Raw genomic sequence first — 25,639 nt, 5'->3', positions numbered from 1 at the left:
AGAAGAGACCAATGACGACACAAATCAATCGACGCAATTTCCTGTCCGCCAGCGCCGCGCTGGCCGGTGGCGCCATGACCGGCAGCGCACTGCTGCCTGGCGAGGCCAACGCCGCACCCGCCGCCGGCCGCGACAAGGTACGCCTGGGCCTGATCGGCACGGGCATGCGCGGCCAGGTGCTGCTGGCCGAACTGGTGCGCCGCGACGACGTGGAAGTGGTTGCGCTGTGCGATATCGAACCGATCATGCTGAAACACGCGCTGGGCCAGGTGGCCAAGGCTGGCAAGCCGCGTCCGCGCACGTATGGCGAAGACCGCGACCAGAAAGCGTACAAGCGCATGCTGGACGCGGGCGGCCTCGATGGCGTGATCATCGCCACGCCGTGGGAATTCCACGCCCCGATGGCGATTGCCGCCATGCAGGCGAAGATCGCCGTCGGCTGCGAAGTGGTGGCCGGCATCACCCTGCAAGACCACTGGGATGTGCTGAATACCCAGCTGAAGACGGGCACGCCGTACATGTTGCTGGAAAACGTGTGCTACCGCCGCGACGTGATGGCCGCGCTGCAGATGGTGCGCGCGGGCCTGTTTGGCGAACTGCTGCACCTGCAGGGCGGCTACCAGCACGATTTGCGCGCCGTGAAATTCAACAGCGGCAATCCGGCCAAGCCATATGGCGGCGGCGTGGAATTCGGCGAGAAGGGCTGGTCGGAAGCCCATTGGCGCACGCAGCATTCGGTCGAGCGCAATGGCGAGCTGTATCCGAGCCACGGCATCGGCCCGTGTGCCATGTACACCAACATCAACCGCGGCAACCGTTTTACGCGCATCAACGCCTTCGCCACCAAGGCGCGCGGCTTGCACGACTACATCGTCAAGCAGCCGGGCGGCGCGCAGCATGCGAACGCCAAGGTGAAATTCAAGCTGGGCGACGTCGTCACCACTACGCTGGCGTGCGAGAACGGCGAAACCATCATCCTGCAGCACGATACGAGCTTGCCGCGCCCGTACTCGCTGGGCTTCCGCGTGCAAGGCACGGACGGCCTGTGGATGGACTTGAACAATTCGATTCATATCGAAGGCGTCAGCAAGCCGCACCAGTGGGATGACTTCAAGGCTTACCAGGACAAGTATGAGCACCCGGTGTGGCGCAAGTACGCGGCGCAAGCCGAAGGCGCGGGCCACGGCGGCATGGACTTCTTCGTCATCCACGCCTTTGTCGAAGCGCTCAAGGCCAACGCGCCGATGCCGATCGATATCTACGATGCCGTGACGTGGAGTGCCATCACGCCGCTGTCCGAGCAATCGATCGCGGCCAACTTCCAGACACTGGACTTCCCGGACTTCACGGGCGGGCAGTGGAAATCGCGCAAGCCGATCTTCGCCCTCGACGGCAAGTACTAAGCCCCATCCGCCCGCTACCGCACCAGTTGCCGTAGCGGGTTTTTTCTGTCCCGATCCGTTTTTCAACCGCGGCGCAGGTGCGCAGGCCCGTGTTCGCCCGCCGCAAAGCCTCACCACCAGGAGACGTCGATGAAACACAGAAATGCAGTACTCTACGCAGTTCTTTCCAGCGCACCGTTGTTGCTGGCCGCCTGCGGCAGCGGTGGCGGGGGCAGTGCCGGCGCCACCGCGATCCATGCAGCGAGCAGCCTGCCGTCCGTGACGGGCACGCCGGCCACCGTGGCCCTGGCCGGCAATGCCTTCATCACCAGCGCCGACGCCAGCGCGCAAGAAATCATCAATGACAATGGCTTGGCTAACTGGACCAGCCCGAACACGGTGACCAGCGCGTATTTCCGCGTCGGTGCAGCCGGTCCCGTGACGGTGGCGCTCGACGCCAGGCTGGCCGGCAGCACCAGCAGCGTGGTGCGCGTGACGGTCAACGGCCAGCCCTTTGACGTGGCCCTGGCGGGAACGGCCAGCAAGACCTATGCGGTGGGCACGGTCAACGTGGCCGCGCCAGGCTACGTGAAGGTGGACTTGCGCGGCGTGAGCAAGGCGGGCGGCTATTTTGGCGACGTCTCGGCGCTGAAGGTGACGTCGAACGCCACGCTCAACTACGCGAATGACCCCGCCAACTACTACTGGTCGCGGCGCGGCCCGTCCGTGCACATGGGTTATACGGTGCCGGCCAATACCGAGTATTTCTATAACGAGATGACGATTCCCCAGGGCCAGGACGCCATCGGTTCCTATTTCATGGCCAACGGCTTTGGCCAGGGCTACATGGGCATCCAGGTGAAATCACCGAGCGAGCGCTGGATATTGTTCTCCGTGTGGGACGCCGACAATGGCGCCAGGACCACACTGGTCAGCAAGGGCGCCGGCGTGGTCGACAATGCGTTTGGCGGCGAGGGCACGGGCGGCCAGACCTATCTGTCGTATAACTGGGCGGCCGGAACGACGTACCGCTTCATCACGCGCGCGCGGCCCGACGGCAATGGCGGCAGCGATTACTCGGCCTGGTTCTTTGCGCCCGAGACGGGCAAGTGGCGCTACATCGCCACGTGGAAGCGGCCGGCGATATCCACGTATCTGACGGGCGTGCATTCCTTCCTCGAGAACTTCATCGACACGAAGGGCTACACGGAGCGCCGCGTCCAGTTCGGCAACCAGTGGGCCAGGAACGTTTCCGGGACATGGACCGAAGTGACGGCGGGAAGGTTCACCGGCGACGCCACGGCCACGAATGCGCAGCGCATGGATTATGCGGGCGGGCTGGAAAACGGCAAGTTCTACCTGCATAACGGCGGCTTCTTCGCAAATTACGTGCAGACCAGCCAGAACTTCACGCGCCCGGCCACGGGCCAGGCGCCGGCCGTCGATGTGGGCGCCTTGCCGATGCAATAGGCGTTGGTCCTTAGCCCGGTGGCTTGCCTACCATCGCGTCGATGCCGCGATAGTAGGTGAGCGGCCGGCCTATCGTCACGCCCATCAATGCCGCCGCCTGGATGATGTCGTCCGTGTCGCGCCGGTAGACGATCAGCGCATCCATTTCGTCGGAGCCGTTGCCGTCGATCTGGATCAGGTCATAGCCGCCTTCTTCCACGGCGCGCTGCGCCAGTTCCGTATCCAGCCACTCGAAATAGGGCAGCACGCTGCCGCCGCTTTCCTTGAGCAGTGCGTACGGGAAGTCGGGGAATTCGTCGAACATGTCCTGTATCTGTTCGTGCAATTCATCGATCTTGTCGCTCGACGCCATATGGCCGCCCAGCTGCGAGAGGAGTTCCAGCGCGTAGGCTTGCGCATCGCTGTCGACCCATTCCTCGCGCGGCGCGGAGGGAGCTTCGGTGATGGCGGCGACGGCGTCGTCGAGTTCCTCGCCTTCCAGATCACCGCAGGTCAGCTTGGTCAATAGTTCGGATAAGAGCATGGTTGCCTTTCAGGGGAGCGGCACGGCCACGGTGGCTGCCTTGTCGATGAAGTTGCCAATACTATCATTGCCGTGCAGCTTGCCGCGTTCCGCAGAAGTCGTATGGCGTCCTTTGACTACTTGTCAACTAGACATTTTCGTGCCAGGCGGATACACTGAAAATATTTCTAATTAGCAATATTTATCTGGACTCATGCAGGCACAGGCGCGCTTGCCGTCCTTTGCCCTTTGCCCATCACTTGTGACCCATTTCTTCATTTTATTCAGGATCATCCATGTTTGTCCGAACCACCATGCTGCGCGCGCTGGCGTGCGCCGTCTTGCTGTCTGCGCTGTTGTCGGCCTGTGTCACCGGCCGCAATAGCGCGCCTGCGTTTACCTACACGACACCCGACCTTGCCAAGGGCGTTGTCGTCGGCACAGTGTTCGAGAGCTCCGTCTTCGAGGCGCATGGCGCCAGGTTCGGCATCGTCAGCAGCGACCCTGCCGCCCTCGAGGGAAAAAGTCTGTGGTTATCCAGCCATGCTCCCGCCGGCCAGGTCGCCTTGCAGAATGTCTTGCCAAAAGTACCTACGGGCAAGGGCAGCACCTTTGCGCTGCAGCTGACGCCGGGACGCTACAGCGTCATCATCTGGCTGCTTGACTATGGATTCAGGTCCAGGTACTCCGAATCGTCGCCGAAGCCGATCGAGTTTGACGTCGTTGCTGGCAAGGTCATCTACCTGGGACGTCTGGATGCCAACCGTTTCCTGCAAGTGGCTTCGATACACGACAATTTCGAGGAAGATATCGCATACCTGAAGAAAAATCCCTTGCTGGCCAATGCCAGCATCGAGAACAAGGCGCTCGAGGTGCGTGAATGGTGGCTAGAGGACGCCCTTGGCAAGGAAATTCAGGAAAGAAACCGCGCCAAATAAGCACCTGCAGGTCGCGCCGCGCACGCGTCACTCTGTACTGCAGGCGCGACCCTGCGCTACATTTTTTGCTGCATCAGAGCGGCCAGGCCTGTTTGGTCACGGCTACGGCGACGATGTAGGCGAAGACCAGCACGGCGAGCGCGAAGGCGGCGCCGCGCACGGCCGGCGTCTTGCCCCGTTTCAGCGCGATGGTGCCCAGCACGATGTAGGCCACCAGTGCGCACAGCTTGGCGGCCAGCCAGGGCTGGCTGCCCGGCGACTGGCCGCTCCATACGGCCAGGGTGATGGCGCTGGCCAGCAAAGCCGTGTCGACCAGGTGCGGCAGGATTTTTACCCAGCGCTGCTGCAAGGCGGGCGAGGCACGCAGCATCCATGCGCCGCGCAAGAGGAAAAGCAAGCCGCTCGCGGCGGCGCAAGCCATGTGGAAATGCTTGAGGCTCAGATAGTCCATATGTCCATGCGGTCGTTATTCAAAGTAGCGCCAGCATAGCCGCCTTTGGCGCGCCGCGCCATACGCCGTCGGAGGGAAGCGCAATCAGCGGCACCATTTCATGTACACGAGCTCCGGGTCTCCCTCGTCGAGATGGTCGATCTGTCCGCTGCGCACGAAACCCGCGCTGGCGAACAGCCGTTGCGCGGCCAAGTTGGACTGGTTCGTCGAGGTGAATAGCTTCTCAGTTTGACACGCGGCTTCGGCGGCGGCCAGCAGGCCCACGCCCACACCGCGCCGCTGGTAGGCGGGCGAGACCACCACCAGCGAGACAAAGCCGTAATCGAAGAAATCGTCGCGCGTGAGGACATAGCCTGCCACCTGGCCAGCGTGGATGGCCACCTGGCAGTGCCCCTGGCCGACGGCGGCGCGCACGGCCTCGCCCCGGCTGGCGTGCGCCTGCGCATAGGCATCGCAGGCCAGCATGGCGTCCACATCGCCAGCCTGGGCCGCGCGCGTGATGATCCCGTCTGTTTCGTGAATGTCCTGCATGGCTTTCCTTTTTATCCAGGCGCCGAGTGTGCCAAAAATGCGTCCGTTTGTAAAACACCCGCCATCCAGGCTAGGTCCATACCCCGCCATCTAGTCACTTTTGCCGATACGGCTATCCAGATTGCCTTTCCAGAATCACCCTGTGGCCGATAGTGCCTTTCCCCTCTGCCACGTAAGCTGGTCGGGACGGCTGGCCAGACGGCCAGTGCATTCATGGAGAAACATCGTGGCTACCCTAGATGGCACTAAGAACAACAGTAGTAACAAGGCAGTCGAACCCGGCATGCGTCGCAAGCAGGCGTCCGTGCTGATCAGCAGCACCTTCGCATTTACCATCTGCTTTGCAGTCTGGATGATGTTTGCCGTACTGGGCATCCCCATCAAGACCAGCCTGGGCTTGACTGAAACACAATTCGGCCTGCTGGCCGCCATGCCCGTGCTGACGGGCTCCCTCGTGCGCGTGCCCTTGGGCATCTGGACGGACAAATACGGCGGACGCCGCGTCTTCTTTTGGCTGATGCTGGCCAGCGTGGTGCCGATCTACCTGATCTCCTACGCTACCGCCTACTGGCACTTCCTCGTACTGGGCATGTTCGTGGGCCTGGCGGGCGGCTCGTTTTCCGTCGGTACGCCCTACGTGGCGCGCTGGTATGAAAAGGAGCGCCGCGGCCTGGCGATGGGTATCTTCGGCGCCGGCAATTCCGGTTCCGCGCTGACCAAGTTCGTCGCGCCCGGTATCGTCGCTGCCTTCGGCTGGCAGATGCTGCCCAAGGTGTATGCGGTAGCCATGCTGGCCACGGCCATCATCTTCTGGCTGTTTTCGTACACGGACAAATCGCATCTGGCGCCATCGGGCGAAAGCTTCAGCGCACAGATGAAGGTGCTGAAGGATCCGCGCGTGTGGCGCTACTGCCAGTACTACTCGGTGGTGTTCGGCGGCTACGTGGCGCTGGCGCTGTGGATGACGAAGTACTACGTGGCCGAATACGGCTTCGACCTGAAACACGCGGCGCTGCTGGCCGCCTGTTTCTCGCTGCCGGGCGGCGTGCTGCGCGCCGTGGGCGGCTGGATCTCCGACAAATACGGCGCCGCGAAAGTCACCTGGGCCGTGATGTGGGTGTGCTGGGTGTGCTTCTTCCTGCTGTCGTATCCGCAAACACAGATGGTCGTGGAAACCGTCACCGGTCCGCTGGCCTTCCATATCGGCCTGTCGCCGCTGTGGTTCACCGTGCTGCTGTTCATCGTCGGTATCGCCATGGCCGTGGGCAAGGCGTCCGTCTTCAAGTTCATCGGTGATGATTTTTCCGACAACATCGGCGCCGTTTCGGGCGTGGTCGGCCTGGCCGGCGGCTTGGGCGGCTTCATCCTGCCCGTGATGTTCGGCGCCCTGGTGGACTTCACGGGCGTGCGTTCGAGCTCTTTCATGCTCCTCTACGGCACCGTTTGCGTCTCCCTCATCTGGATGCATTTCTCGTTCAAGCCGCTGCGCGCGGCACCTACCAACCAACTCGCAGGAGCTAAAGCATGAGCCGCTACATGATCAATACGTGGGAGCCGGAAACCCCGAGCTTCTGGCAAAACACGGGCAAGGCCACGGCCGCGCGCAATCTGTGGATCTCGATCCCCGCGCTGCTGCTGGCATTCGCCGTGTGGATGGTGTGGAGCGTGGTGGTAGTCAACCTGCCCAACATCGGCTTCACCTACAGTAACAACCAGCTGTTCTGGCTGACGGCCTTGCCTGGCCTGTCCGGCGCCACCTTGCGCATCTTCTATTCGTTTATGGTGCCGATCTTCGGTGGGCGCCGCTGGACGGCCATTTCCACGGGTTCCTTGCTGATTCCCGCCATCGGCATCGGCCTGGCCGTGCAGGATGTGAACACCGGTTATCCGACCATGCTGATCCTGGCCCTGCTGTGCGGCTTCGGTGGTGGCAATTTCGCTTCGTCGATGGCCAACATCAGCTTTTTCTATCCTAAGGCGAGCAAGGGCTTCGCGCTGGGCATGAATGCGGGCCTGGGCAACCTGGGCGTGTCGGTGGTGCAGTTCGTCGTGCCGCTGGTGATCACGTTTGCCGTCTTCGGCGCCTGGGGCGGCGACTCGCTCACCTGGGTCAAGAATGGCGTGAGCAAGGACATGTGGCTGCAAAACGCCGGTTTCATCTGGGTGCCGTTCATCGCGCTGTCGACCTTGCTGGCCTGGTTCGGCATGAATGACCTGGCGTCGGCGAAAGCATCGTTTTCCGAGCAGGCCGTGATCTTCAAGCGCAAGCACAACTGGCTCATGTGCTGGCTGTACACGGGTACCTTCGGCTCCTTCATCGGTTATTCGGCCGCGTTTCCGCTGCTGATCAAGATCCAGTTCCCCGACGTGAACCCGCTCGATTACGCCTTCCTCGGCCCCCTCGTCGGTGCCCTGGCGCGCGTGGCCGGCGGCGTGATTTCCGACAAACTGGGCGGCGCCAGAGTCACCCTGTGGTCCTTCCTCTTGATGATCGGCGCCGTGCTGGGCGTGCTGTACTTCATGCCGCAAGGCGGAGTGGGTGGCAGTTTCAACGGCTTCTTCTGGATGTTCATGCTGCTGTTCGCCGGCACGGGCATCGGCAATGCGTCGACCTTCCGCATGATTCCCGTGATCTTCCTGACGGAACACCAGCGCGCGGCGGCCGGCAAGGGCAAGGCGGTACAGGAGCAAGCCATCGTCGACGCCAACAAGGAAGGCGCGGCCGTCCTGGGCTTCACCTCGGCCGTGGCCGCGTATGGCGCCTTCTTCATCCCGAAAAGCTATGGCACCTCGATCGCGCTGACGGGCAGCCCCGACGCCGCCCTGTGGTGCTTCATCGGCTTTTATGTCAGCTGCATCGCGATCACATGGTGGTGCTATGCGCGCAAGAACGCGCCGATGCCTTGCTAGTCAGCGTCAGAACGCCGGGCGAGTCCTGCTTGCCTGGCGTTGAACACAGTAAGAGGTAGTCATGGAAGAACTGGAAAAATTCGTCAACGGCTTCAGTCTGTTTCAACAGCAGTATTTCAGCGAGCCGCAAACCCTGTACGACAGCCTGCGCGACGGGCAGCGGCCCTCGACCCTGCTGATCGGCTGCTGCGATTCGCGCGTCGACCCCATGCTGCTGACGGGCAGCGACCCGGGCGACATGTTTGTCGTGCGCAATATCGCCAACCTGGTGCCGCCGTGCACCCCGGACGCGCCGCCCGGCGTCAGTTCGGCCATCGAGTTCGCCGTCTGCAAGCTCGAAGTGGCCAGGGTCATCGTGCTCGGTCATGCGCGCTGCGGCGGCATCCGCGCGCTGCTGGAACCGCAGCCGCGCGCGGAAGGGCAGGAAACGGACTTCGTGGGCCAGTGGATGCGCATCGCCGAACCGGTGGCGCAGCGCGTGCGGCGCGAACTGGCGCACCGTTCGTCGGCGGAACAGCACCACGCGTGCGAGCTGGCCAGCATATTGCAGTCGCTGGACAACCTGCTCACCTACCCTTGGCTCAAGCGCAGGGTGGAGCAGGGCGTGTTGAAATTACATGGATGGTATTTCGACATCGATAGCGGGGCGCTGATGGCGTATTCGGCGCGCCAGCAGCAGTTTTTACCTCTGGTCTGTCCAATAGAAAGGGCGCGCCATTTGCATGAGCGCCCTTGGCCGGATGCAGGCAAGTAGGTTGGATTAGCGTAGCGTAATCCAACAGGGCGCCGTCAACAATGTGTCGGATTACGCGTGGCGTTGCCTCGCTAATCCGACCTACCTTGCTCTACATCAATCACGTAGGTCGGATTCGGCCGCAGGCCGTAATCCGACAAGTTCCGTCAACTAAAACGTAACAAATCCCCGCTGCGGTCAAACGCCAGCAGGCTGTCGATGCGGCCTTGCTCGATGGCCGTCACCATGGCGCGCAGGGGCGCCTCGCATTCCTGCGCGGCGGGCGGCTGGCCCTCGCGGCCCGCCAGTCCCGCCACGAAGACCACGTCCCAGTGCGTCTGCATCTGTTTCGACTCCTCCTTTAACGTCTCGAAGCTGTCCAGTTCCTCGGGCAGCTTGTCGGCGCACATCACGGGCGTGAGGGACTTGCCCTGGCCGCCAGGCTGGGCCTGCGCCTGGGTAAAGGTGAACAGCAGGCGTTGCGGCTGCTCCTGGTTGCGGGCGCTGCTCAGCAGGCTGGCGTAATCGGTAATCGGCATGATGCTCTTTCTCTGTGTTGAACGATGACGACAGGTATACCGCAGCTCCGCGTTGCCGCCCATAGGCAATAGTGACTATCCGGGTGACTACGCGCCTATGCATTCCTGGTGCCGGAAACCGACTTCTTGCCAATACCGCCGGGCACGGCGCATCGATAGACTGTTTGTATCGACGCTTGAGCCATCGTGCTTGCAGCGTTTTTTAAGACCTGGCGCCGCTGTCGGCGGCGCAATGTGGAGGTAGCATGAGTCACTTTCTGGACCGCCTGAAATTTTTTAGCAAGCCCGCCGAGCCGTTTTCAAACGGCCACGGCACCGTGGTCGATGAAGACCGTACCTGGGAAAACGCCTACCGCCAGCGCTGGCAGCACGACAAGATCGTGCGCTCCACGCATGGCGTGAACTGTACCGGCTCGTGCAGCTGGAAGGTGTACGTCAAGAACGGCCTGATCACCTGGGAAACCCAGCAAACCGATTACCCGCGCACGCGGCCCGACCTGCCCAACCACGAACCGCGCGGCTGCCCGCGCGGTGCCAGCTATTCCTGGTACGTGTATTCGGCGCAGCGCGTGAAATACCCGATGGTGCGCGGCCGCCTGATGGAAATGTGGCGCGAAGCGCGCAAGACCATGGATCCCGTCACGGCCTGGGACTGGATCAGCCAGGACCCCGTGCGCTCGCAGCAGTACAAATCCATCCGCGGCCTGGGCGGCTTCGTGCGCGCCACGTGGGAAGAATCGAATGAAATCATCGCCGCCGCGAATGCGCTGACGATCAAGAAATACGGCCCGGACCGCATCGTCGGCTTCTCGCCGATTCCCGCCATGTCCATGGTCAGCTATGCTTCCGGCACGCGCTACCTGTCGCTGATCGGCGGCGTGGCCCTGAGTTTCTACGACTGGTACTGCGACTTGCCGCCAGCCAGCCCGCAAGTGTGGGGCGAGCAGACGGACGTGCCGGAATCGGCCGACTGGTACAACTCGACCTATCTGATGGTGTGGGGCTCGAACGTGCCGATGACGCGCACGCCGGACGCCCACTTCTACACGGAAGTGCGCTACAAGGGCACGAAAACCGTCGCCATCTCGTCCGACTACGGCGAAATGGTGAAGTTCGGCGACATCTGGCTGGCGCCGAAGCAGGGCACGGACGCCGCGCTGGCGCTGGCCATGGGCCACGTCATCCTCAAGGAATTCCACTCGGAAGGGCAGAGCGCCTACTTCCGCGACTATGCGCGCCAGTACACGGACTTCCCCATGCTGGTCCTGCTCAAGGAACATAACGGCACCCTCGTGCCCGACTACTTCCTGCGCGCTTCGCACCTGGACAACAACCTCGACGAAACCAATAACCCGGAATGGAAAACCCTCGTCATCGACGAGACCACGGGTGCCATCACCGCGCCGGCCGGCTCCATCGGCTTCCGCTGGGGCGAGTCGGGCAAGTGGAACCTGGAACAGAAGGCAGGCGGCAGCGGCGCGCCCATCGTGCCGATGCTCTCCATGATCAACGACAGCGACGCCGTCACGGAAGTGGGCTTTGCCTACTTCGGCGGCAAGGACGCGTCCGACATGTTGCTGCGCAAGGTGCCGGTGAAAACCATCCGCCTGGCCGACGGCACGACGGGCCTGGTCACCACCGTGTTCGACCTGACCCTGGCCAACTACGGCATCGACCGCGGCCTGGGCGGCGAAAACGTGGCGGAAAGCTATGACGACGACGTGCCGTACACCCCCGCGTGGCAAGAGAAGCACACGGGCGTGAAACGCGCCGACGTCATCACCGTGGCGCGCCAGTTCGCGGAAAACGCGGACCAGACGCGCGGCAAGAGCATGGTCATCGTGGGCGCCGGCCTGAATCACTGGTACCACATGGACATGACCTACCGCGGCATCATCAACATGCTGATGATGTGCGGCTGTATCGGCCAGTCCGGCGGCGGCTGGGCCCATTACGTGGGCCAGGAAAAGCTGCGTCCGCAAACGGGCTGGACGCCATTGGCCTTCGCCCAGGACTGGGTACGTCCGATGCGCCAGATGAACGGCACCTCGTTCTTCTATGCCCACACGAGCCAGTGGCGCCACGAAAAGCTGGAAACGGGCGACATCGCCTCGCCATCGGCGGCCGGCGGCACGGGCGACCTGACCCTGCTCGACTACAACGCCAAGGCTGAACGCATGGGCTGGCTGCCATCGGCGCCGCAGCTGCAAACGAATCCGCTGGAAGTGGCCAAGGCCGCTGCCGCCGCAGGCCAGAAGCCGGCCGCGTATGCGCTAGACCAGATCAAGGCGGGCCAGCTGCAGTTCTCGTGCGACGACCCGGACAATCCGGCCAACTTCCCGCGCAATATGTTCGTGTGGCGCTCAAATATCCTCGGCAGCTCGGGCAAGGGCCACGAGTACTTCCTGAAATACCTGCTCGGCACGCAAAACGGCTTGCTCAGCGATGAAGACGACTGCCTCACGCCGAAACAGGTGAAAGTGCGCCCGGCCGCCGAAGGCAAGCTCGATCTGCTGGTGGTGCTGGACTTCCGCATGTCGACCACCTGTCTGTATGGCGACGTGGTGCTGCCGACGGCCACCTGGTATGAAAAGGATGACTTGAATACGTCGGACATGCATCCGTTCATCCACCCGCTGTCCGAAGCCGTGCAGCCGCTGTGGCAATCGAAGTCGGATTGGGAAATCTACAAGGGCCTGGCCGAGAAATTCTCGGAAATAGGCGGCGAGCTGCTGGGCACCCAGCAAGACATCATCCTCACGCCGCTGATGCACGACACGCCGGGCGAACTGGGCCAGCCTTTCGATCCCAAGGATTGGCGCGCCGGCGAATGCGAAGCCATTCCCGGCAAGACCATGCCGAACATGACGGTGGTCGAGCGCAATTACCGCGACGTGTACAAGAAGTTCACCTCGATCGGCCCGCTACTGGAAACCATCGGCAACGGCGGCAAGGGCATTTCCTGGAAAACGGGCCATGAAGTCGACGTCCTGCGCGGCATCAACCGCACGGTGCTGGACGAAGGCGTGTCGCAGGGCCAGCCGCGCCTCGATACGGCCATCGATGCGGCCGAGATGATTTTGTCGCTGGCGCCGGAAACGAATGGCCACGTGGCCGTGAAAGCCTGGGCCGCGCTGTCCTCCATCACGGGACGCGACCACACGCATCTGGCGCTGCCGCGCGAGCATGACAGCATCCGCTTCCGCGATGTGCAGGCGCAGCCGCGCAAGATCATTTCTTCGCCCACCTGGTCTGGCCTGGAAAGCGAAGAAGTCAGCTACACGGCCGGCTATACCAACGTGCATGAATTGATCCCTTGGCGCACCTTGACTGGCCGCCAGCAGTTCTACCAGGATCACCTGTGGATGCGCGATTTCGGCGAGGGACTGTGCGTGTACAAGCCGGCCATCAACACGAAGACGACGGAAGCGCTGCTGGGCACCAAGCCGAATGGCAACAAGGAACTGGCGCTGAACTTTTTGACGCCGCACCAGAAGTGGGGCATCCACTCCACGTATTCGGACAACCTGCGCATGCTGACACTGTCGCGCGGCGGACCGCACGTGTGGCTGTCGGAGACGGACGCGCAAGCTGCCGGCATCGTCGACAACGACTGGATCGAAGTCTTCAACGTCAATGGCAGCCTGACGGCGCGCGCCATCGTCAGCCAGCGCATCCCGGCCGGCATGACGATGATGTACCACGCCCAGGAAAAGATCATCAACGTGCCTGGCGCGGAGATGACGGGCAAGCGGGGCGGCATCCATAACTCGGTGACGCGCGCCGTGCCCAAGCCGACGCACATGATCGGCGGCTACGCCCAGCTGGCCTACGGCTTCAATTACTACGGCACGGTGGGCTCCAACCGCGATGAATTCGTATTGGTGCGCAAGATGAACAAGGTCGACTGGCTCGAAGGCCCGTTGCAGGAACAAGGAGCATAGTATGAAAATCAGAGCGCAAATCGGCATGGTGCTGAACCTGGACAAGTGCATCGGCTGCCACACCTGTTCCGTCACCTGCAAGAACGTATGGACCAGCCGCGACGGCGTCGAGTACGCATGGTTCAACAACGTGGAAACCAAGCCCGGCATCGGCTATCCGAAGCAGTGGGAAAACCAGGACAAGTGGAATGGCGGCTGGCGCCGCACGGATGCGGGCAAGATCGAGCCGCGCCAGGGCAGCCGTTTGAAGATCCTGGCGAATATCTTCGCCAACCCGAACCTGCCCGCCATCGACGAGTACTACGAGCCGTTCACCTACGACTACGAGCATCTGCAAAGCGCGCCGCTGTCGCAGACGCCGCCGACGGCCCGTCCGATCTCCGTGCTGACGGGGAAAAAGATGGAAAAAATCGAGTGGGGTCCGAACTGGGAAGATGACCTGGGCGGCGAGTTTGCCCAGCGCAGCAAGGACAAACTGTTCGACAACATGCAGAAGGAGATGTACGGCACGTTCGAAAACACCTTCATGATGTACTTGCCGCGCCTGTGCGAGCATTGCCTCAACCCGACGTGCGTGGCGTCTTGCCCTTCCGGCTCCGTGTACAAGCGCGAAGACGACGGCATCGTGCTGATCGACCAGGACAAGTGCCGCGGCTGGCGCATGTGCATCTCCGGTTGCCCGTACAAGAAGATTTACTACAATTGGTCGTCGGGCAAGGCGGAGAAGTGCACGTTCTGCTTCCCCCGCATCGAAGCTGGCCAGCCTACCGTGTGCTCGGAAACGTGCGTGGGCCGCATCCGCTACCTGGGCGTGCTGCTGTACGACGCCGACAAGATCGAGGCTGCCGCCTCCGTGCCGCAGGAGCAGGACCTGTACCAGGCGCAGCTCGACCTGTTCCTCGATCCGCACGACCCGGCCATCATCGCCGAGGCGCGCCGCCAGGGCATCCCGGACCTTTGGCTGGAAGCGGCCGTCAAGTCGCCCGTCTACAAGATGGCCGTCGAGTGGAAAGTGGCATTCCCGCTGCATCCCGAATACCGCACCTTGCCGATGGTGTGGTACGTGCCGCCGCTGTCGCCTATCCAGGCGGCCGCCGAATCGGGCAAGCTGGGCGTGAATGGCATGCTGCCGGACACCCAAAGCCTGCGCATTCCCGTGCAGTACCTGGCCAATCTGCTGACGGCCGGCGACCAGCCGCCTATCGTCACGGCGCTGGACCGCATGCTGGCCATGCGTGCCTACATGCGCAGCAAGACCGTCGAGAAGGTGGAAAACCTCACGGTCCTGAAACAGGTGGGATTGAGCAAGGCGCAGGTGGAGGACATGTACCACATCATGGCCATCGCCAACTACGAAGACCGCTTCGTCATCCCCAGCAGCCACAAGGAAATGGCCGAGGACAGCTTCAACGAGAAGGGTTCGTGCGGCTTCAGCTTCGGCAACGGCTGCTCGGACGGCACCAGCGAACCGACCTTGTTCGGCAAGAAAAAACACGGTTCGGCCATCTTCATGCAGATGCCGAAGTCGCGCAAAACGGCGCCAGGCGCTTAAGGAGCTGATATGGAACACGCTATGCATCACTACCAAGTCCTTTCGCGACTGCTGCTGTATCCGGAGCCCGAGCTGATCGCCCACCTGCCGCAGCTGGACGCCGCGCTGGCGGCCGTGCCGGAACAGCAAGCGCTGCTGCGGCCCTTGCTGGCACACCTGGAAAGCAGCAGCCTGATCGACCTGCAGCAGCAGTACGTGGCCACGTTCGACCGCAATCCGTCGCACTCGCTGCATCTGTTCGAGCATATCCACGGCGAATCGCGCGACCGGGGCCAGGCCATGGTCGACCTGATGGAGGAATACAAGCGCCATGGCCTGCAAATGGTGGGCGACGACTTGCCCGACTTCGTGCCGCTGTTCCTGGAATTCCTCGCGCAGCTCGACGAGGAAGCTTCGGCACCGCTGCTGGGCGACGCCGTCCACGTGCTGGCGCACATCGGCCGCAAGCTGACGGCCAACGGCAGCCCGTACGCGCCCGTCTTCACCTTGCTCGAACGCCTGAGCCCCGTGGCGGCGGAAATGCTGGCCGAACCGCCGGTGCGCGACATGGATGAAGCGCTGGAAACCTTCGGTCCCGGTGCGGACGGCGTCGAGCCCCTGCTGCGCCAAGGTCCGGCCCAGGTTCCGGGCGGCGTCCATCCCGTGCATTTTCACCCGCAGCCGCGGCGCGCCGCTTGAAGCGCGCCCGCATGAGGAGAGTACATCATGAGTAATTACTTGCATCAATTTGTGTATGGCATTTATCCATACATCGCGCTGGCCATCTTTTTCCTCGGTAGCCTGATCCGTTTCGACCGCGAGCAATACACGTGGAAGTCCGATTCCAGCCAGCTGCTGCACCGCGGCAGTCTGCGCCTGGGCAATATCCTGTTCCACATCGGCATCATCGGCCTGCTGTTCGGCCATGCGGCCGGCTTGCTCACCCCCGTCTGGGTGTGGGATACCCTGGGCGTGTCGCACAGCCTGAAGCAGGGCGTAGCCATGGCGGCCGGCGGCGTGATGGGCGGCCTGTGCCTGGCCGGCATCCTGATCCTGCTGGTGCGCCGCTTCAGTAACGACCGGCTGCGCGCCGTCACCACGGCCGGCGACAAGCTGGTGATGCTGTGGATCCTGCTGACCTTGCTGCTGGGCCTGTCCTCGATCTTCGTCTCGGCTTCGCACATGGATGGCCACATGATGGTCTTGCTGATGAACTGGGCGCAGCACATCGTGACCTTCCGCGGTGACGCCGCCAGCTTCATCGTCGATGCGCCGCTGGTGTTCAAGCTGCACCTGTTCATGGGCATGTCGCTGTTCGTCATCTTCCCGTTCACCCGTCTGGTGCACGTGTGGAGCGGCTTCGGCGCCATCGGATATCTGGGCCGCGCTTACCAGCTGGTTCGCCGCCGTTAAGAAAGGAGTCACATCATGGGAATCTCCGTCAATGGCATCGATATCGACGATGCCGACATCGCGCAGGAACTGCCGCATCACGACGGTGCCGGCAACCCTTTGAAGCAGGCCGTGCATGAACTGGTGCTGCGCCGGCTGCTGCTGGAGGAAGCCGAGCGCCTCGGCGTGCAGGGCGGCAGTATTGATGACCGCATCGAAGCGCTGTTTGCGCAGGAAGTGCGCGTGCCGCCCGCCGACGATGCGGCTTGCCGCACCTTTTATGCGCAGCGCCCGCAGCTGTTTTGCAGCGGGGCGCTGGTCGAGGCGCGCCACATCCTGTTCCAGGTGACGCCCGAGGCGCCCCTGGAGCTGCTGCGCACGACGGCGCAAGCCGTGCTCGACGCCTTGAAACTGGCGCCCGAGCGCTTCGGCGAACTGGCGGCGCAGTATTCGAACTGCCCGTCGGGCGCCCTGGGGGGCAACCTGGGCCAGCTGTCGCCGGGCCAGAGCGTGCCGGAGTTCGACGCGCTGCTGTTCCGCCTGGAAGCGGGCGCGCTGGCCGGCCATTTGCTGGAAACGCGCTTCGGCTACCACATCGTGCAAGTGCTGCGCCGGGTCGAAGGCCAGCCCATCGCCTACGAGGCCGTGCAGGCGCAGATCGCCGACCGCCTGTCGCGGGCCGCGTGGCAGCGGGCCGTGCACCAGTATCTGCACTTGTTGGTGGGGCGCGCCGAGATCGCCGGCATCGAGCTCGAAGGCACGGCCAGCCCGCTGGTTCAGTAGGTAGAAATGCGTAGGCCGAAAGGCGTAGGCCGCTAGGCCTTCTGGGGCACAGCCAGATCGTGCCCCAGCCTTTACAATCAAGTAAGAAACAGGAGTAGCGTCATGGGTAGCGTCAAGTTGCAGGACCGTTTTGGCCGTTCGATCGATTATGTGCGGCTGTCCGTCACCGACCGCTGCGACTTGCGCTGCAGTTACTGCATGCCCAAGGGCTTTCGCGGCTTCGAGGAGCCGAAGGACTGGCTGACGTTCGACGAGATCGAACGCCTGCTGGGCATTTTCGTTCGCCTTGGCACGCGCCGCGTGCGCCTGACGGGCGGCGAACCGCTGTTGCGGCGCAATCTGCCGGAACTGGCGCAGCGGCTGACGGCATTGCCTGGTTTGCAGGACTTGTCGCTGTCGACCAACGCCACCCAGTTGGGCAAGCACGCCGTGGCTTTGCGCGCGGCGGGCGTGGACCGCATCAACGTCAGCCTCGATTCGCTCGACCGCGCCTGCATGCAGCAGATCACGGGGCGCGACAGCCTGCAGCCGATTCTCGATGGGCTGATGGCGGGCAAGGCGGCCGGTTTCGACCCGATCAAGATCAATATGGTGGCCATGCGCGGCATCAATGACGGCCAGATCGAGGCCATGGCGGCGTTTTGCATCGAGCAGCAGTTCATCCTGCGCCTGATCGAAGCCATGCCCATGGGCAGCACGGGCCGCAATGCCAGTTATATGCCGCTCGGTCCCGTGCGCGAGCGCCTGGCGGCCCGTTTTGGCCTGGTGCCGCAGGCAACAGAGCTCGGCGGCGGGCCGGCGCGCTACATGTCGACAGCCGATGGGCGCTCGAGCATCGGCTTCATTACGCCCATGTCGCAGCATTTTTGCGCCACCTGCAACCGCGTGCGCCTGTCCGTCGATGGTACCCTGTATTTGTGCCTGGGGCAGGAAGAGAAATTCGCCCTCGGCCCCATGCTGCGCGGCGGGGGCACGGATGCGGAGATCGAAGCGGCGATCCGCGCCGCCATCGAACTGAAGCCGCAGCAGCATGATTTCAATACGCAGCCCGATAAAATTATCAGGTTCATGGCACAGACGGGCGGCTGAGGCAGTTTTGTATTTACACTCAAGGGCGGTATGAAATTCAAGGCGATGTTTTCCTCCTGGCAGAAGCTGTCGACCAAGATCGTCGGCGCGCTGCTGCTCATGCTGGTGCTGGCCTTGAGTGCCATCGGCTGCACCCTGTTCCTGTCCTGGCAGCTCGAAGGCAGTTCGGCCGCCATCAACGAGACGGGCCGGCTGCGCATGCAGACCTACCGCCTGACCCTGCTGCTTGCCAGCGACGCGCGCGAACAGGCGCGCCAGCAAGTGCTGCTGATCGACGAAACCCTGGCCAAGATCGGCCACGGCGACCCGCAGCGCCCCCTGTTCCTGCCCCCCAGCACGGCCATCAAGTCCGAATTCGAACGCATCGGCACGGCCTGGCGTGGCGCCTTGCGCCCGGCGGCCCTGGCCGCCGACTCCACCGCGCGCGCGCGCCAGTTCGAGCATGACGCCGACACCTTCGTCGGCCAGGTCGATCAACTGGTGCGCCTGATCGAGCATGATAGCGAACAGCGCACCTTCTGGCTGCGCGCCTCGCAGCTGATCCTCGTCGGCATGGCCGTCATCGGCACGGTCAGCATGATTTACCTGATGTTCATGCTCATCATCGAACCGGTCACGCGGCTGCGCCTGGGCATGCAGCGCATGAAGGAACGCGATTTCAGCGTGCGCCTGGCAGTGGAAAGCAATGACGAATTCGGCCAGCTGGCCAGTGGCTTCAACCAGATGGCCGACCGCCTGCAGGCGTTGTACGGCAACCTGGAAGAGGGCGTGCGCAGCAAGACGGCCACCCTCGAATACCGCAACCGCGAACTGGCGCTGCTGTACGAAAGCGCCGCTTTCCTGCAGCGCCCGCAGCCTCTGGAAGACATCTGCGGCGGCTTCATGCAGCGCATCGTCGATTATTTCGAGGCGGACGGCTCCACCGTGCGCGTGCTCGACGCCGAGCGGGGCAACCTGCACATGGTCGTGCATACGGGCCTGTCCGAGGAACTGGTGGCGTCCGAGCATTGCCTGAAGGTGGGCGACTGCCTGTGCGGCACGGCCGTCGAGATGAAGGTGGCGAAGGTGCACGACATGCGCCGCATCGACAAGGCGCACGAGCTGCGCTGCCACCGCGAGGGCTTTGCCACCGTCTCCGTCTTCCATATCCACGCGCACGAACAGCACCTGGGCTTCTTCAACCTGCATTTCCGCCATGCGCGCGTGTTTTCCGCGCGCGAGTTGGCCTTGCTGGAAACCCTGGGCCAGCTGCTGGGCATCGCGCTGGAAAACCTGCGCCTGGCCGCGCGCGAACGCGAAATGGCCATTTCCGAAGAGCGCAACCTGGTGGCGCAGGGGCTGCACGACAGCATCGCGCAAAGCCTCAATTTCCTCAACCTGCAGGTGCAGATGCTCGACGACTCCGTGCGCAACGCGCGTTTCGACGAGGTGGCGGGCATCGTGCCGGCCCTGCATGCGGGCGTGAAGGAAAGCTACGAGGACGTGCGCGAATTGCTGGCCAACTTCCGCAGCCGCCTGATGGAGGACGATCTGATCGGTTCCCTGCGCGCGGCCGTGGACAAATTCCGCCGCCAGACGGGCATCGACGCCGAACTGCTGGCCGATGTGGACGGCGCGCCGTTCCCCCGCGAGCAGCAATTGCAGTTATTATTCATCGTGCAGGAAGCGCTGTCGAACATCCGCAAGCACGCCCAGGCCAGCCACGTCGAAGTACGCCTCGCCGATCACCAGGACTTTACCCTGACGATCAGCGATAATGGCGTCGGTTTCGACGCTGCCGCCGTGCTGGAAAAGGGCGACAGCCATGTCGGCATCCATATCATGCGCGAGCGCGCGCAGCGCATCGACGCCACGTTCGACGTGCATGCCTGCCAGGGCGGCGGCACCACGGTCGAACTGCATCTGTCGCGCGAGCAGCGCCGCGCCGCCTGAGTAACTACCTGAAAGTATAAAAAAATGGAGACACCCGATAAACCGATCACCGTCATGCTGGTCGACGACCACGCGCTGTTCCGCAGCGGCATACGCTCGCTGCTGCAGCGGCATACGGATTTTGCCGTCGTGGGCGAGGCGGCCGATGGCGTGGAAGGCATCAAGCGCGCCATCCAGCTGCAGCCCGACGTGGTGCTGCTGGACCTGAACATGGCCGGCATGTCCGGCGTGGAAGCGCTGCAGCTGATGCAGCACGATTGCCCCGATACGGCCATCGTCATGCTGACCGTGTCGGAAGACGCGGAAGACCTGGCCACGGCCCTGCGCGCGGGCGCCTGCGGCTATCTGATCAAGAACATCGACGCCGACTACCTGGTGCGCGCCATCCGCCGCGCTGCCGCCGGCGAAGTCGTCATCGCCGAAGCGATGACGGGCAAGCTGGTGGCGCAGCTGCAGGCGGGCACGCGGCGCGAGGAACCCGTGTCGGAACTCGACAAGCTCACGCCCCGTGAAAAGGAAATCATCGATTGCCTGTCGCGCGGCGAGAGCAACAAGGGCATCGCGCGCACCCTCGACCTGGCCGAAAGCACGGTCAAGATCCACGTGCAGAACGTGCTGAAAAAACTCAACCTTACCAGCCGCGTGCAGGCGGCCGTGTACGCGGTCGAGCACCGGCAAGGCAAGTAGCCGCGTAGTTGGGGTCAGGCCCGCCGGGCCGGCCCCATGGCCGCTGCCATCCATTCTTCTAGTCCTTTTTGCCGATGGCCGCCATCGCACTTTTAAAGTAGTATATTGAATATATCTTTAAAAGAGAGCCCATCATGGCCATCACCCCGATCAGCGAACCATCTTCTCCTCCCGCCGCCGCCAGCGCCGCGCCCTGGCATGCCGGCCACGCCGTCTGGCAACTGGGCTTCCGCCCGTTCTACCTGCTGGCGGCCGTGTTTGCGGCCATCGGCATTCCCCTGTGGCTGGCCAGTTATGCGGGCTGGCTGACGGGCGGCCTGCAGGTGGGGCTGGGCTGGCACATGCATGAAATGGTGTTCGGTTTCGCGCTGGCCGTCGTCGTCGGTTTCCTCTATACGGCGGGGCGCAACTGGACGGGCTTGTCGACGCCGCACGGCGCCCAGCTGATGGCGCTGGTGGGGCTGTGGCTGGCCGGGCGCGTGGCCATGCTGTGCGGTCCCGGCCTGCTGCCGGCGCTGGTCGACTGGCTGTTCCTGCCGCTGGCCGCCTGGCCTTTGTACCTGGTGCTGCGCCGCTCGGGCAATACGCGCAACCTGTTCCTCGTCGGCTTGCTGGCCCTGCTGGCGCTGGCCAATGGCCTGTTCCATGCGGCCGTGCTGGGCTGGCTGCCGCTGTCGCTGTTTGTGCCCGTGCAGGCGGCCATCTTCATCATCGTGCTGATCGAATCGGTGATCGGCGCGCGCGTGATCCCCATGTTCACCCGCAACGGCGCACCGGGCAGCACGCCCGTGGCCAGTCCGAAACGCGCGCTGGCGGCCGTGGCCTGCATGGCGGCCGCCGCGATCGCGTGGCTGGCCGGCGCGCCGGCCTGGCTGACGGTGCCGCTGGCCTTCTGCGCCGCCGGCGTGTCGCTGGCCAACCTGCTGGCCTGGCAGCCGCAGCGTACGGTGCGCGTACCGTTGCTGTGGATTTTGCACCTGTCGTATGCGTGGATAGGCATCGGCTTTGCGCTGCTGGCGGCCGCCAGCCTGGGCCTGCTGCCGGCCAGCGCCGCCTTGCACGCGCTGACGGTGGGATCGATGGCGGGCCTGATCATCGGCATGATGACGCGCACTACCCTGGGCCACACGGGTCGGCCGCTCAAGGGCGGGAAGGCGGAAGCGGCGATGTACTGGCTGATCCAGCTGGGCGCGCTGGCGCGCCTGCTGGCCGCCGTCGGTCCCGCTTCGCTGTCCATGCCGCTGCTGCTGGCCGCTGGCGCCTGCTGGTCGCTGGCCTTTGGCCTGTATGCATGCGTGTATGCGCCGTACCTGTGGCGCGCCAGGGTGGATGGCCGCGAAGGCTAGGCTGGCAAGTTTGTCATTGGCACGGTCGCCTGGCCGGGCGGCGTCCGTGCCGTGAATGCGGCGGCGGCCTCGATGGCCTGCGCCAGTGCCTGTTCCAGTGCATCGAGGGCGGCCGACGCATCGTCGCCCGCGTGCAGCAGCTGTTCGGCTTGCTGGGCCGCGTGCACGGTGGCGGGCAGTGCCAGGCTGCCGGCCACGCCGGCCAGCTTGTGCGCGAGCGCGGCGGCGTCGGCGCGTGCATTGGCCGCCAGCAGCGCGCGCATGGCGCCCACCGTGTTGCGGTAGGTGCTGCCGAAGTGCGACAGGTGCTGGCGGTAGGGGGCTTCATCGAGCCACTGCTCCATGCCTTGCGCCAGGTCGATCACGGGCGCCGCGCCGCCTGTCCGCACGGGCATCGCCGCTTCGGCCACGACGGGCGGCAGGGCCGGCAGCCCTTGCGCATGGCGCCGGTGCGCGCGCGCGATCAGGGCGATGGTCTGCGGCACGTCGAACGGTTTGCTGATGAAATGGTTCACGCCCGCTTCCAGCGCCGCCGCGCGCTGCGTCTGGAAGGCCCCGGCCGTCAGCGCCACCACGGGCAAGTCCTGGAACTGCGGCAACTGGCGCAGCGCGCGCGTCGCCTGCAAGCCATCCATGACGGGCATCTGCACATCCATCAGCACGATGTCGACGTCGGCCGGGTGGGCCAGCAGCCAGTCCAGCGCCTGCTGGCCGTCACAGGCGAACGAGGGCAGGGCGCCCTGGTCGCACAGGATATGGTTGACCACGTCGCGGTTGATGTCGCTGTCGTCGACCACCAGCACGCGCACGCCGGCCAGCACGCGCTCGCCCAGCGCCCCATGACCAACGTCCAGGCCGGCCGCTTCGGCGCGCCGCTGGCGCGCTTCCATCGTCGCGTTGTACAGGCTGGAAGCCGTCACCGGTTCATTGAGGATGGCATCGGCCGGATTGGCCGGGTCCGTACGGCGGCGCGCGGGCGCTGTCGCCGGCGTGCCGCTGGCCGCCAGGATGACGATGGGGCAATCCTGCGGCGGCAGGTGCTCGCGCAGGGCGCGCGCCGTGGTTTCGCCGTCCATGTCGGGCATGCGCGCGGCCAGCACGATGACGCCTGGCCGCGCATCTTCGGCACAGGCCAGCGCATGCTCGAGCGCCGCCTGGCCGCCGGAGACGGCATGCACGCTCCAGCCCAGGCCCCGCGCCACGGCGGCCACGGCGCCACGCGTGTCGGCCTTGCCATCGGCCAGCAACACACGCAAGCCCTGCATGTCGGGCGAGGACGGGACGCTGGCGGCCATCAGCTGTAGCGGCACCGTGAAGCTGAAGGTGCTGCCCTGGCCCGTGACGCTGGTCAGACGCATGGAGCCGCCCATCAGGCGCACCAGCTGGCGGCAGATGGTCAGGCCCAGGCCCGTGCCGCCGAAGCGGCGCGTGGTGGACGTGTCGGCCTGGGCGAAGGCGGAAAAGATCGCTTCCTGCACTTCGGGCGCGATGCCGATGCCCGTGTCGCGCACGCTGAAACACAGCACTGCGGCGTCGCCGTCGCGGCTTTCCAGGGCGCTCGTCAGCTCGACCGTGCCCTGCGTCGTGAACTTGATGGCATTGCTGGTCAGGTTGACCAGCACCTGTTCCAGCCGCAGCGCGTCGCCCATCACCTGGTCGACGCCCTCGGGCAGCGGTCCGATGCGCACCTCGATCGGCTTGTCATGCGCCGCAACGCCCATGCTGGCGGCGATCTTGTCGATCACGTCGGCCAGGCGGAACGGCGCCTGTTCGATGGTCATGTGGCCCGCCTCGATTTTCGACACGTCGAGCACGTCGTTGATGATGCCCAGCAGGGACTGGCCCGCGGCGCGGATCTTGCGCGCCATCTGCAGCGCCTCGCCATCGAGGCCGTCGCGTTCCAGCAGCCAGGCCATGCCGAGGATGGCGTTGAGCGGCGAGCGGATTTCATGGCTCATGTTGGCGAGGAATTCCGCCTTGCTGCGGTTCGCCGCTTCGGCCGCGTCGCGCGCCAGCAGCATGGCCTCTTCGGCCTGTTTTTGCGCGCAGATATCCTGGGCAAAGATCAGGGTGGCCGGTCCATCCTTGAGCAGCACGCGCGTGGTGGTCTTGAACATGGGGATGGAAAGGCCCTGCTTGCCCAGGCCGAGGGCCTCGAACACCTGTTCGCTGGGCGAATCGGCCTCGATCAGCGCTTCGTTGGCGGCCAGCGCCGCCAGCGATGGCGGGGAAATCATGGCCGACCAGGGCAGGCCGTTCAGATTGTCTTCCATCGTATAGCCGTGCAGCTTGCGGTAGCGGGGATTCGAATAGATGAAGCGGCCGTGGCGCAGGATGGCGATGGCCACGGGCGCATCTTCGATCAGGGTGCGAAAGCGCGTTTCGCTGTCGGACACGGCTTGCATGGCCTGGCGCTCGCTTTCCTGTTCCGCATGCCAGGCGGCCTGCTGCCGGCGCCGCCGCTGGCTCCAGAACAGCAGGCTGGCCGCGGCCAGCGCCAGCACGGCAAAGGACAGGACGTAGCCGAGCGCCTGGCGCCGCAGCGGGGCGGCGATGGCCGCTTCTTCGCGGCTCAGGCCAATGATCAGGGCGCGGTCCATGCGCAGGGCCGTGGGGGCGATGGTCGCCATGGCCATGATGCGGGGGGCGGTGTGGGCGCCGGCGCCGGCAATTTCGACGCCGCTCAGGACGCCGGCCTGGTAGCCGCTGTCGCGAAAGCGCCGCAGGAAGCTGCCGGGGACGTCCATATTGCCGCCATTGGCAGTCCTGGCCGGGTAGTTGAGAAATTGCTGGCCGTCGCCATGCAGCACCACGGCCCACACGTCGGGGGCGTACATGGCGGTGCGGAACTTGGCCGTGAAGTATTCGGGGGCGAAGGTGGCCACCACCACGCCGGCAAAGCGTCCCTGTTTGTCCTGCACCATGCGCGACGCCGTGATGACCAGGTCGCCCTTGAAGGAATGGAAGGGCGCCGAGATGTACAGCATGCGCGCATCGGGGGCGTCGCGCGCCGTCTGGAAGTAGCCGCGGCGCGAAAAATCCTGGTTTGCCAGTTCCGCGATGTTGGTGGCGACCGCCTTCCCTTGCGCATCGATGACGAGCATGGTGCGCACGCCCGGCATGGCGTCGACCAGCGCGGCCAGGCGCCGGGGCAGCGCCTGCCCGGCGTCGGGTGCGGTGCCGGCGGCCAGATAGTCGCGGATCACGCCGCCCAGCACCAGGTTGGTCGCCGCCAGGTCGACTTCGATATTTTTTGCCAGCAGCGCCGTCAGCACGCTCAGGCGCTCGCGTTCGGCCTCGTCATGCCGCGTCGCTTCGGCCAGATGCGCGTAGGCGAGGGCGGCAGCGACGACCAGCAGCCCGAGAAGCAGGAACAGCCACTCGATCCATCGTCTGCGCAACGCCGCCGCCTCTGTGTGATAGCTCATGTGGCGATGCTATACCCGATAGGGATGGAGAACAACTTTTGCGCACAACTG

The 25,639-nt window shown here is 64.2% G+C and carries 20 protein-coding genes; 15 read left to right on the top strand and 5 right to left on the bottom strand.

Going from position 1 to position 25,639, the window contains the following annotated elements; translation table 11 throughout:
* Positions 1–11: 11 nt before the first annotated feature.
* Together MRBLMS1_RS26670 and MRBLMS1_RS26665 are read left to right on the top strand one after the other, a co-directional pair.
* A complete protein-coding gene (locus tag MRBLMS1_RS26670) occupies positions 12–1,403 on the top strand; it encodes a Gfo/Idh/MocA family protein (protein WP_200873015.1) in 1,392 nt (463 codons plus the stop codon).
* Between the two features lie 129 nt (positions 1,404–1,532).
* Positions 1,533–2,852 (top strand): DUF3472 domain-containing protein, encoded by a 1,320-nt coding sequence (locus MRBLMS1_RS26665; RefSeq protein WP_485883254.1) that lies wholly within the window; start codon positions 1,533–1,535, stop codon positions 2,850–2,852.
* A gap of 10 nt (positions 2,853–2,862) precedes the next feature.
* On the opposite strand, the gene MRBLMS1_RS26660 is transcribed toward MRBLMS1_RS26665, so the two are convergent.
* Positions 2,863–3,375: a hypothetical protein gene (locus MRBLMS1_RS26660; protein ID WP_485883252.1), complete on the bottom strand. Its 513-nt coding sequence runs from the start codon at positions 3,373–3,375 to the stop codon at positions 2,863–2,865.
* A 275-nt stretch (positions 3,376–3,650) separates the two neighbouring features.
* On the opposite strand from MRBLMS1_RS26660, the gene MRBLMS1_RS26655 reads away from it, so the two are divergent.
* Positions 3,651–4,292 (top strand): hypothetical protein, encoded by a 642-nt coding sequence (locus tag MRBLMS1_RS26655; RefSeq protein ID WP_485883250.1) that lies wholly within the window; start codon positions 3,651–3,653, stop codon positions 4,290–4,292.
* A gap of 73 nt (positions 4,293–4,365) precedes the next feature.
* On the opposite strand, the gene MRBLMS1_RS26650 is transcribed toward MRBLMS1_RS26655, so the two are convergent.
* Positions 4,366–4,743, bottom strand: coding sequence for a SirB2 family protein (locus tag MRBLMS1_RS26650; protein WP_034751260.1), 378 nt, complete (start codon positions 4,741–4,743; stop codon positions 4,366–4,368).
* Positions 4,744–4,827: 84 nt separating this feature from the next.
* Positions 4,828–5,274, bottom strand: a complete 447-nt coding sequence (locus MRBLMS1_RS26645; protein ID WP_485883248.1) for a GNAT family N-acetyltransferase — start codon at positions 5,272–5,274, stop codon at positions 4,828–4,830.
* 283 nt (positions 5,275–5,557) lie between these two features.
* Between MRBLMS1_RS26645 and MRBLMS1_RS26640 the strand changes: the two genes are divergently transcribed.
* The 3 genes from MRBLMS1_RS26640 to MRBLMS1_RS26630 all read left to right on the top strand — a co-directional run bounded on the left by MRBLMS1_RS26640 (position 5,558) and on the right by MRBLMS1_RS26630 (position 8,938).
* Positions 5,558–6,802, top strand: coding sequence for an MFS transporter (locus MRBLMS1_RS26640; RefSeq protein WP_070305910.1), 1,245 nt, complete (start codon positions 5,558–5,560; stop codon positions 6,800–6,802).
* On the top strand, positions 6,799–8,184 hold the full coding sequence (locus MRBLMS1_RS26635; RefSeq protein ID WP_139091861.1) for a NarK family nitrate/nitrite MFS transporter: 1,386 nt from the start codon (positions 6,799–6,801) through the stop codon (positions 8,182–8,184). Before MRBLMS1_RS26640 ends, MRBLMS1_RS26635 begins: the two co-directional genes overlap by 4 nt.
* Before the next feature lie 61 nt (positions 8,185–8,245).
* On the top strand, positions 8,246–8,938 hold the full coding sequence (locus tag MRBLMS1_RS26630) for a carbonic anhydrase (RefSeq protein WP_128139447.1): 693 nt from the start codon (positions 8,246–8,248) through the stop codon (positions 8,936–8,938).
* A 146-nt stretch (positions 8,939–9,084) separates the two neighbouring features.
* Here the strand turns inward: MRBLMS1_RS26630 and MRBLMS1_RS26625 are convergent, their stop codons facing one another.
* Positions 9,085–9,456 carry a hypothetical protein gene (locus MRBLMS1_RS26625; protein WP_034751248.1) on the bottom strand — a complete coding sequence of 124 codons (372 nt, stop codon included), beginning with the start codon at positions 9,454–9,456 and terminating at the stop codon, positions 9,085–9,087.
* A gap of 245 nt (positions 9,457–9,701) precedes the next feature.
* Between MRBLMS1_RS26625 and MRBLMS1_RS26620 the strand changes: the two genes are divergently transcribed.
* From MRBLMS1_RS26620 to MRBLMS1_RS26580, 9 genes are all read left to right on the top strand, one after another.
* Complete coding sequence (locus MRBLMS1_RS26620; protein WP_139091859.1) at positions 9,702–13,400, top strand: nitrate reductase subunit alpha; 3,699 nt, start codon at positions 9,702–9,704, stop codon at positions 13,398–13,400.
* Between the two features lies 1 nt (position 13,401).
* On the top strand, positions 13,402–14,952 hold the full coding sequence (gene narH / locus MRBLMS1_RS26615; protein WP_034751243.1) for a nitrate reductase subunit beta: 1,551 nt from the start codon (positions 13,402–13,404) through the stop codon (positions 14,950–14,952).
* Positions 14,953–14,961: 9 nt separating this feature from the next.
* Positions 14,962–15,630, top strand: coding sequence for a nitrate reductase molybdenum cofactor assembly chaperone (gene narJ, locus MRBLMS1_RS26610; RefSeq protein ID WP_485883244.1), 669 nt, complete (start codon positions 14,962–14,964; stop codon positions 15,628–15,630).
* Between the two features lie 27 nt (positions 15,631–15,657).
* Positions 15,658–16,344 (top strand): respiratory nitrate reductase subunit gamma, encoded by a 687-nt coding sequence (gene narI / locus MRBLMS1_RS26605; protein ID WP_128139446.1) that lies wholly within the window; start codon positions 15,658–15,660, stop codon positions 16,342–16,344.
* Between the two features lie 15 nt (positions 16,345–16,359).
* A complete protein-coding gene (locus MRBLMS1_RS26600; RefSeq protein ID WP_072453801.1) occupies positions 16,360–17,106 on the top strand; it encodes a peptidylprolyl isomerase in 747 nt (248 codons plus the stop codon).
* Between the two features lie 102 nt (positions 17,107–17,208).
* On the top strand, positions 17,209–18,195 hold the full coding sequence (moaA, locus tag MRBLMS1_RS26595) for a GTP 3',8-cyclase MoaA (RefSeq protein ID WP_485883241.1): 987 nt from the start codon (positions 17,209–17,211) through the stop codon (positions 18,193–18,195).
* A gap of 45 nt (positions 18,196–18,240) precedes the next feature.
* Positions 18,241–20,127 (top strand): type IV pili methyl-accepting chemotaxis transducer N-terminal domain-containing protein, encoded by a 1,887-nt coding sequence (locus tag MRBLMS1_RS26590; protein ID WP_235194215.1) that lies wholly within the window; start codon positions 18,241–18,243, stop codon positions 20,125–20,127.
* Positions 20,128–20,151: 24 nt separating this feature from the next.
* Positions 20,152–20,814 carry a response regulator gene (locus tag MRBLMS1_RS26585; protein WP_034751227.1) on the top strand — a complete coding sequence of 221 codons (663 nt, stop codon included), beginning with the start codon at positions 20,152–20,154 and terminating at the stop codon, positions 20,812–20,814.
* Positions 20,815–20,948: 134 nt separating this feature from the next.
* Complete coding sequence (locus MRBLMS1_RS26580) at positions 20,949–22,160, top strand: NnrS family protein (protein WP_485883239.1); 1,212 nt, start codon at positions 20,949–20,951, stop codon at positions 22,158–22,160.
* On the opposite strand, the gene MRBLMS1_RS26575 is transcribed toward MRBLMS1_RS26580, so the two are convergent.
* Positions 22,157–25,588 (bottom strand): response regulator, encoded by a 3,432-nt coding sequence (locus tag MRBLMS1_RS26575; protein WP_485883237.1) that lies wholly within the window; start codon positions 25,586–25,588, stop codon positions 22,157–22,159. The genes MRBLMS1_RS26580 and MRBLMS1_RS26575 overlap by 4 nt on opposite strands.
* Positions 25,589–25,639 lie beyond the last annotated feature (51 nt).

The organism is Massilia sp. LMS1-1-1.1, from assembly GCF_040815535.1.
GTDB classification, from domain to species: domain Bacteria; phylum Pseudomonadota; class Gammaproteobacteria; order Burkholderiales; family Burkholderiaceae_D; genus Janthinobacterium; species Janthinobacterium aestuarii.
This window is presented reverse-complemented; position numbering and strand designations above follow the sequence as displayed.

Bases quoted from the DNA above. Each gene is read 5' to 3' on its own strand.
- MRBLMS1_RS26670 (WP_200873015.1), top strand. From the start codon at position 12: ATGACGACACAAATCAATCGACGCAATTTCCTGTCCGCCAGCGCCGCG.
- MRBLMS1_RS26665 (WP_485883254.1), top strand. From the start codon at position 1,533: ATGAAACACAGAAATGCAGTACTCTACGCAGTTCTTTCCAGCGCACCG.
- MRBLMS1_RS26660 (WP_485883252.1), bottom strand. From the start codon at position 3,375: ATGCTCTTATCCGAACTATTGACCAAGCTGACCTGCGGTGATCTGGAA.
- MRBLMS1_RS26655 (WP_485883250.1), top strand. From the start codon at position 3,651: ATGTTTGTCCGAACCACCATGCTGCGCGCGCTGGCGTGCGCCGTCTTG.
- MRBLMS1_RS26650 (WP_034751260.1), bottom strand. From the start codon at position 4,743: ATGGACTATCTGAGCCTCAAGCATTTCCACATGGCTTGCGCCGCCGCG.
- MRBLMS1_RS26645 (WP_485883248.1), bottom strand. From the start codon at position 5,274: ATGCAGGACATTCACGAAACAGACGGGATCATCACGCGCGCGGCCCAG.
- MRBLMS1_RS26640 (WP_070305910.1), top strand. From the start codon at position 5,558: ATGCGTCGCAAGCAGGCGTCCGTGCTGATCAGCAGCACCTTCGCATTT.
- MRBLMS1_RS26635 (WP_139091861.1), top strand. From the start codon at position 6,799: ATGAGCCGCTACATGATCAATACGTGGGAGCCGGAAACCCCGAGCTTC.
- MRBLMS1_RS26630 (WP_128139447.1), top strand. From the start codon at position 8,246: ATGGAAGAACTGGAAAAATTCGTCAACGGCTTCAGTCTGTTTCAACAG.
- MRBLMS1_RS26625 (WP_034751248.1), bottom strand. From the start codon at position 9,456: ATGCCGATTACCGATTACGCCAGCCTGCTGAGCAGCGCCCGCAACCAG.
- MRBLMS1_RS26620 (WP_139091859.1), top strand. From the start codon at position 9,702: ATGAGTCACTTTCTGGACCGCCTGAAATTTTTTAGCAAGCCCGCCGAG.
- narH (WP_034751243.1), top strand. From the start codon at position 13,402: ATGAAAATCAGAGCGCAAATCGGCATGGTGCTGAACCTGGACAAGTGC.
- narJ (WP_485883244.1), top strand. From the start codon at position 14,962: ATGGAACACGCTATGCATCACTACCAAGTCCTTTCGCGACTGCTGCTG.
- narI (WP_128139446.1), top strand. From the start codon at position 15,658: ATGAGTAATTACTTGCATCAATTTGTGTATGGCATTTATCCATACATC.
- MRBLMS1_RS26600 (WP_072453801.1), top strand. From the start codon at position 16,360: ATGGGAATCTCCGTCAATGGCATCGATATCGACGATGCCGACATCGCG.
- moaA (WP_485883241.1), top strand. From the start codon at position 17,209: ATGGGTAGCGTCAAGTTGCAGGACCGTTTTGGCCGTTCGATCGATTAT.
- MRBLMS1_RS26590 (WP_235194215.1), top strand. From the start codon at position 18,241: ATGTTTTCCTCCTGGCAGAAGCTGTCGACCAAGATCGTCGGCGCGCTG.
- MRBLMS1_RS26585 (WP_034751227.1), top strand. From the start codon at position 20,152: ATGGAGACACCCGATAAACCGATCACCGTCATGCTGGTCGACGACCAC.
- MRBLMS1_RS26580 (WP_485883239.1), top strand. From the start codon at position 20,949: ATGGCCATCACCCCGATCAGCGAACCATCTTCTCCTCCCGCCGCCGCC.
- MRBLMS1_RS26575 (WP_485883237.1), bottom strand. From the start codon at position 25,588: ATGAGCTATCACACAGAGGCGGCGGCGTTGCGCAGACGATGGATCGAG.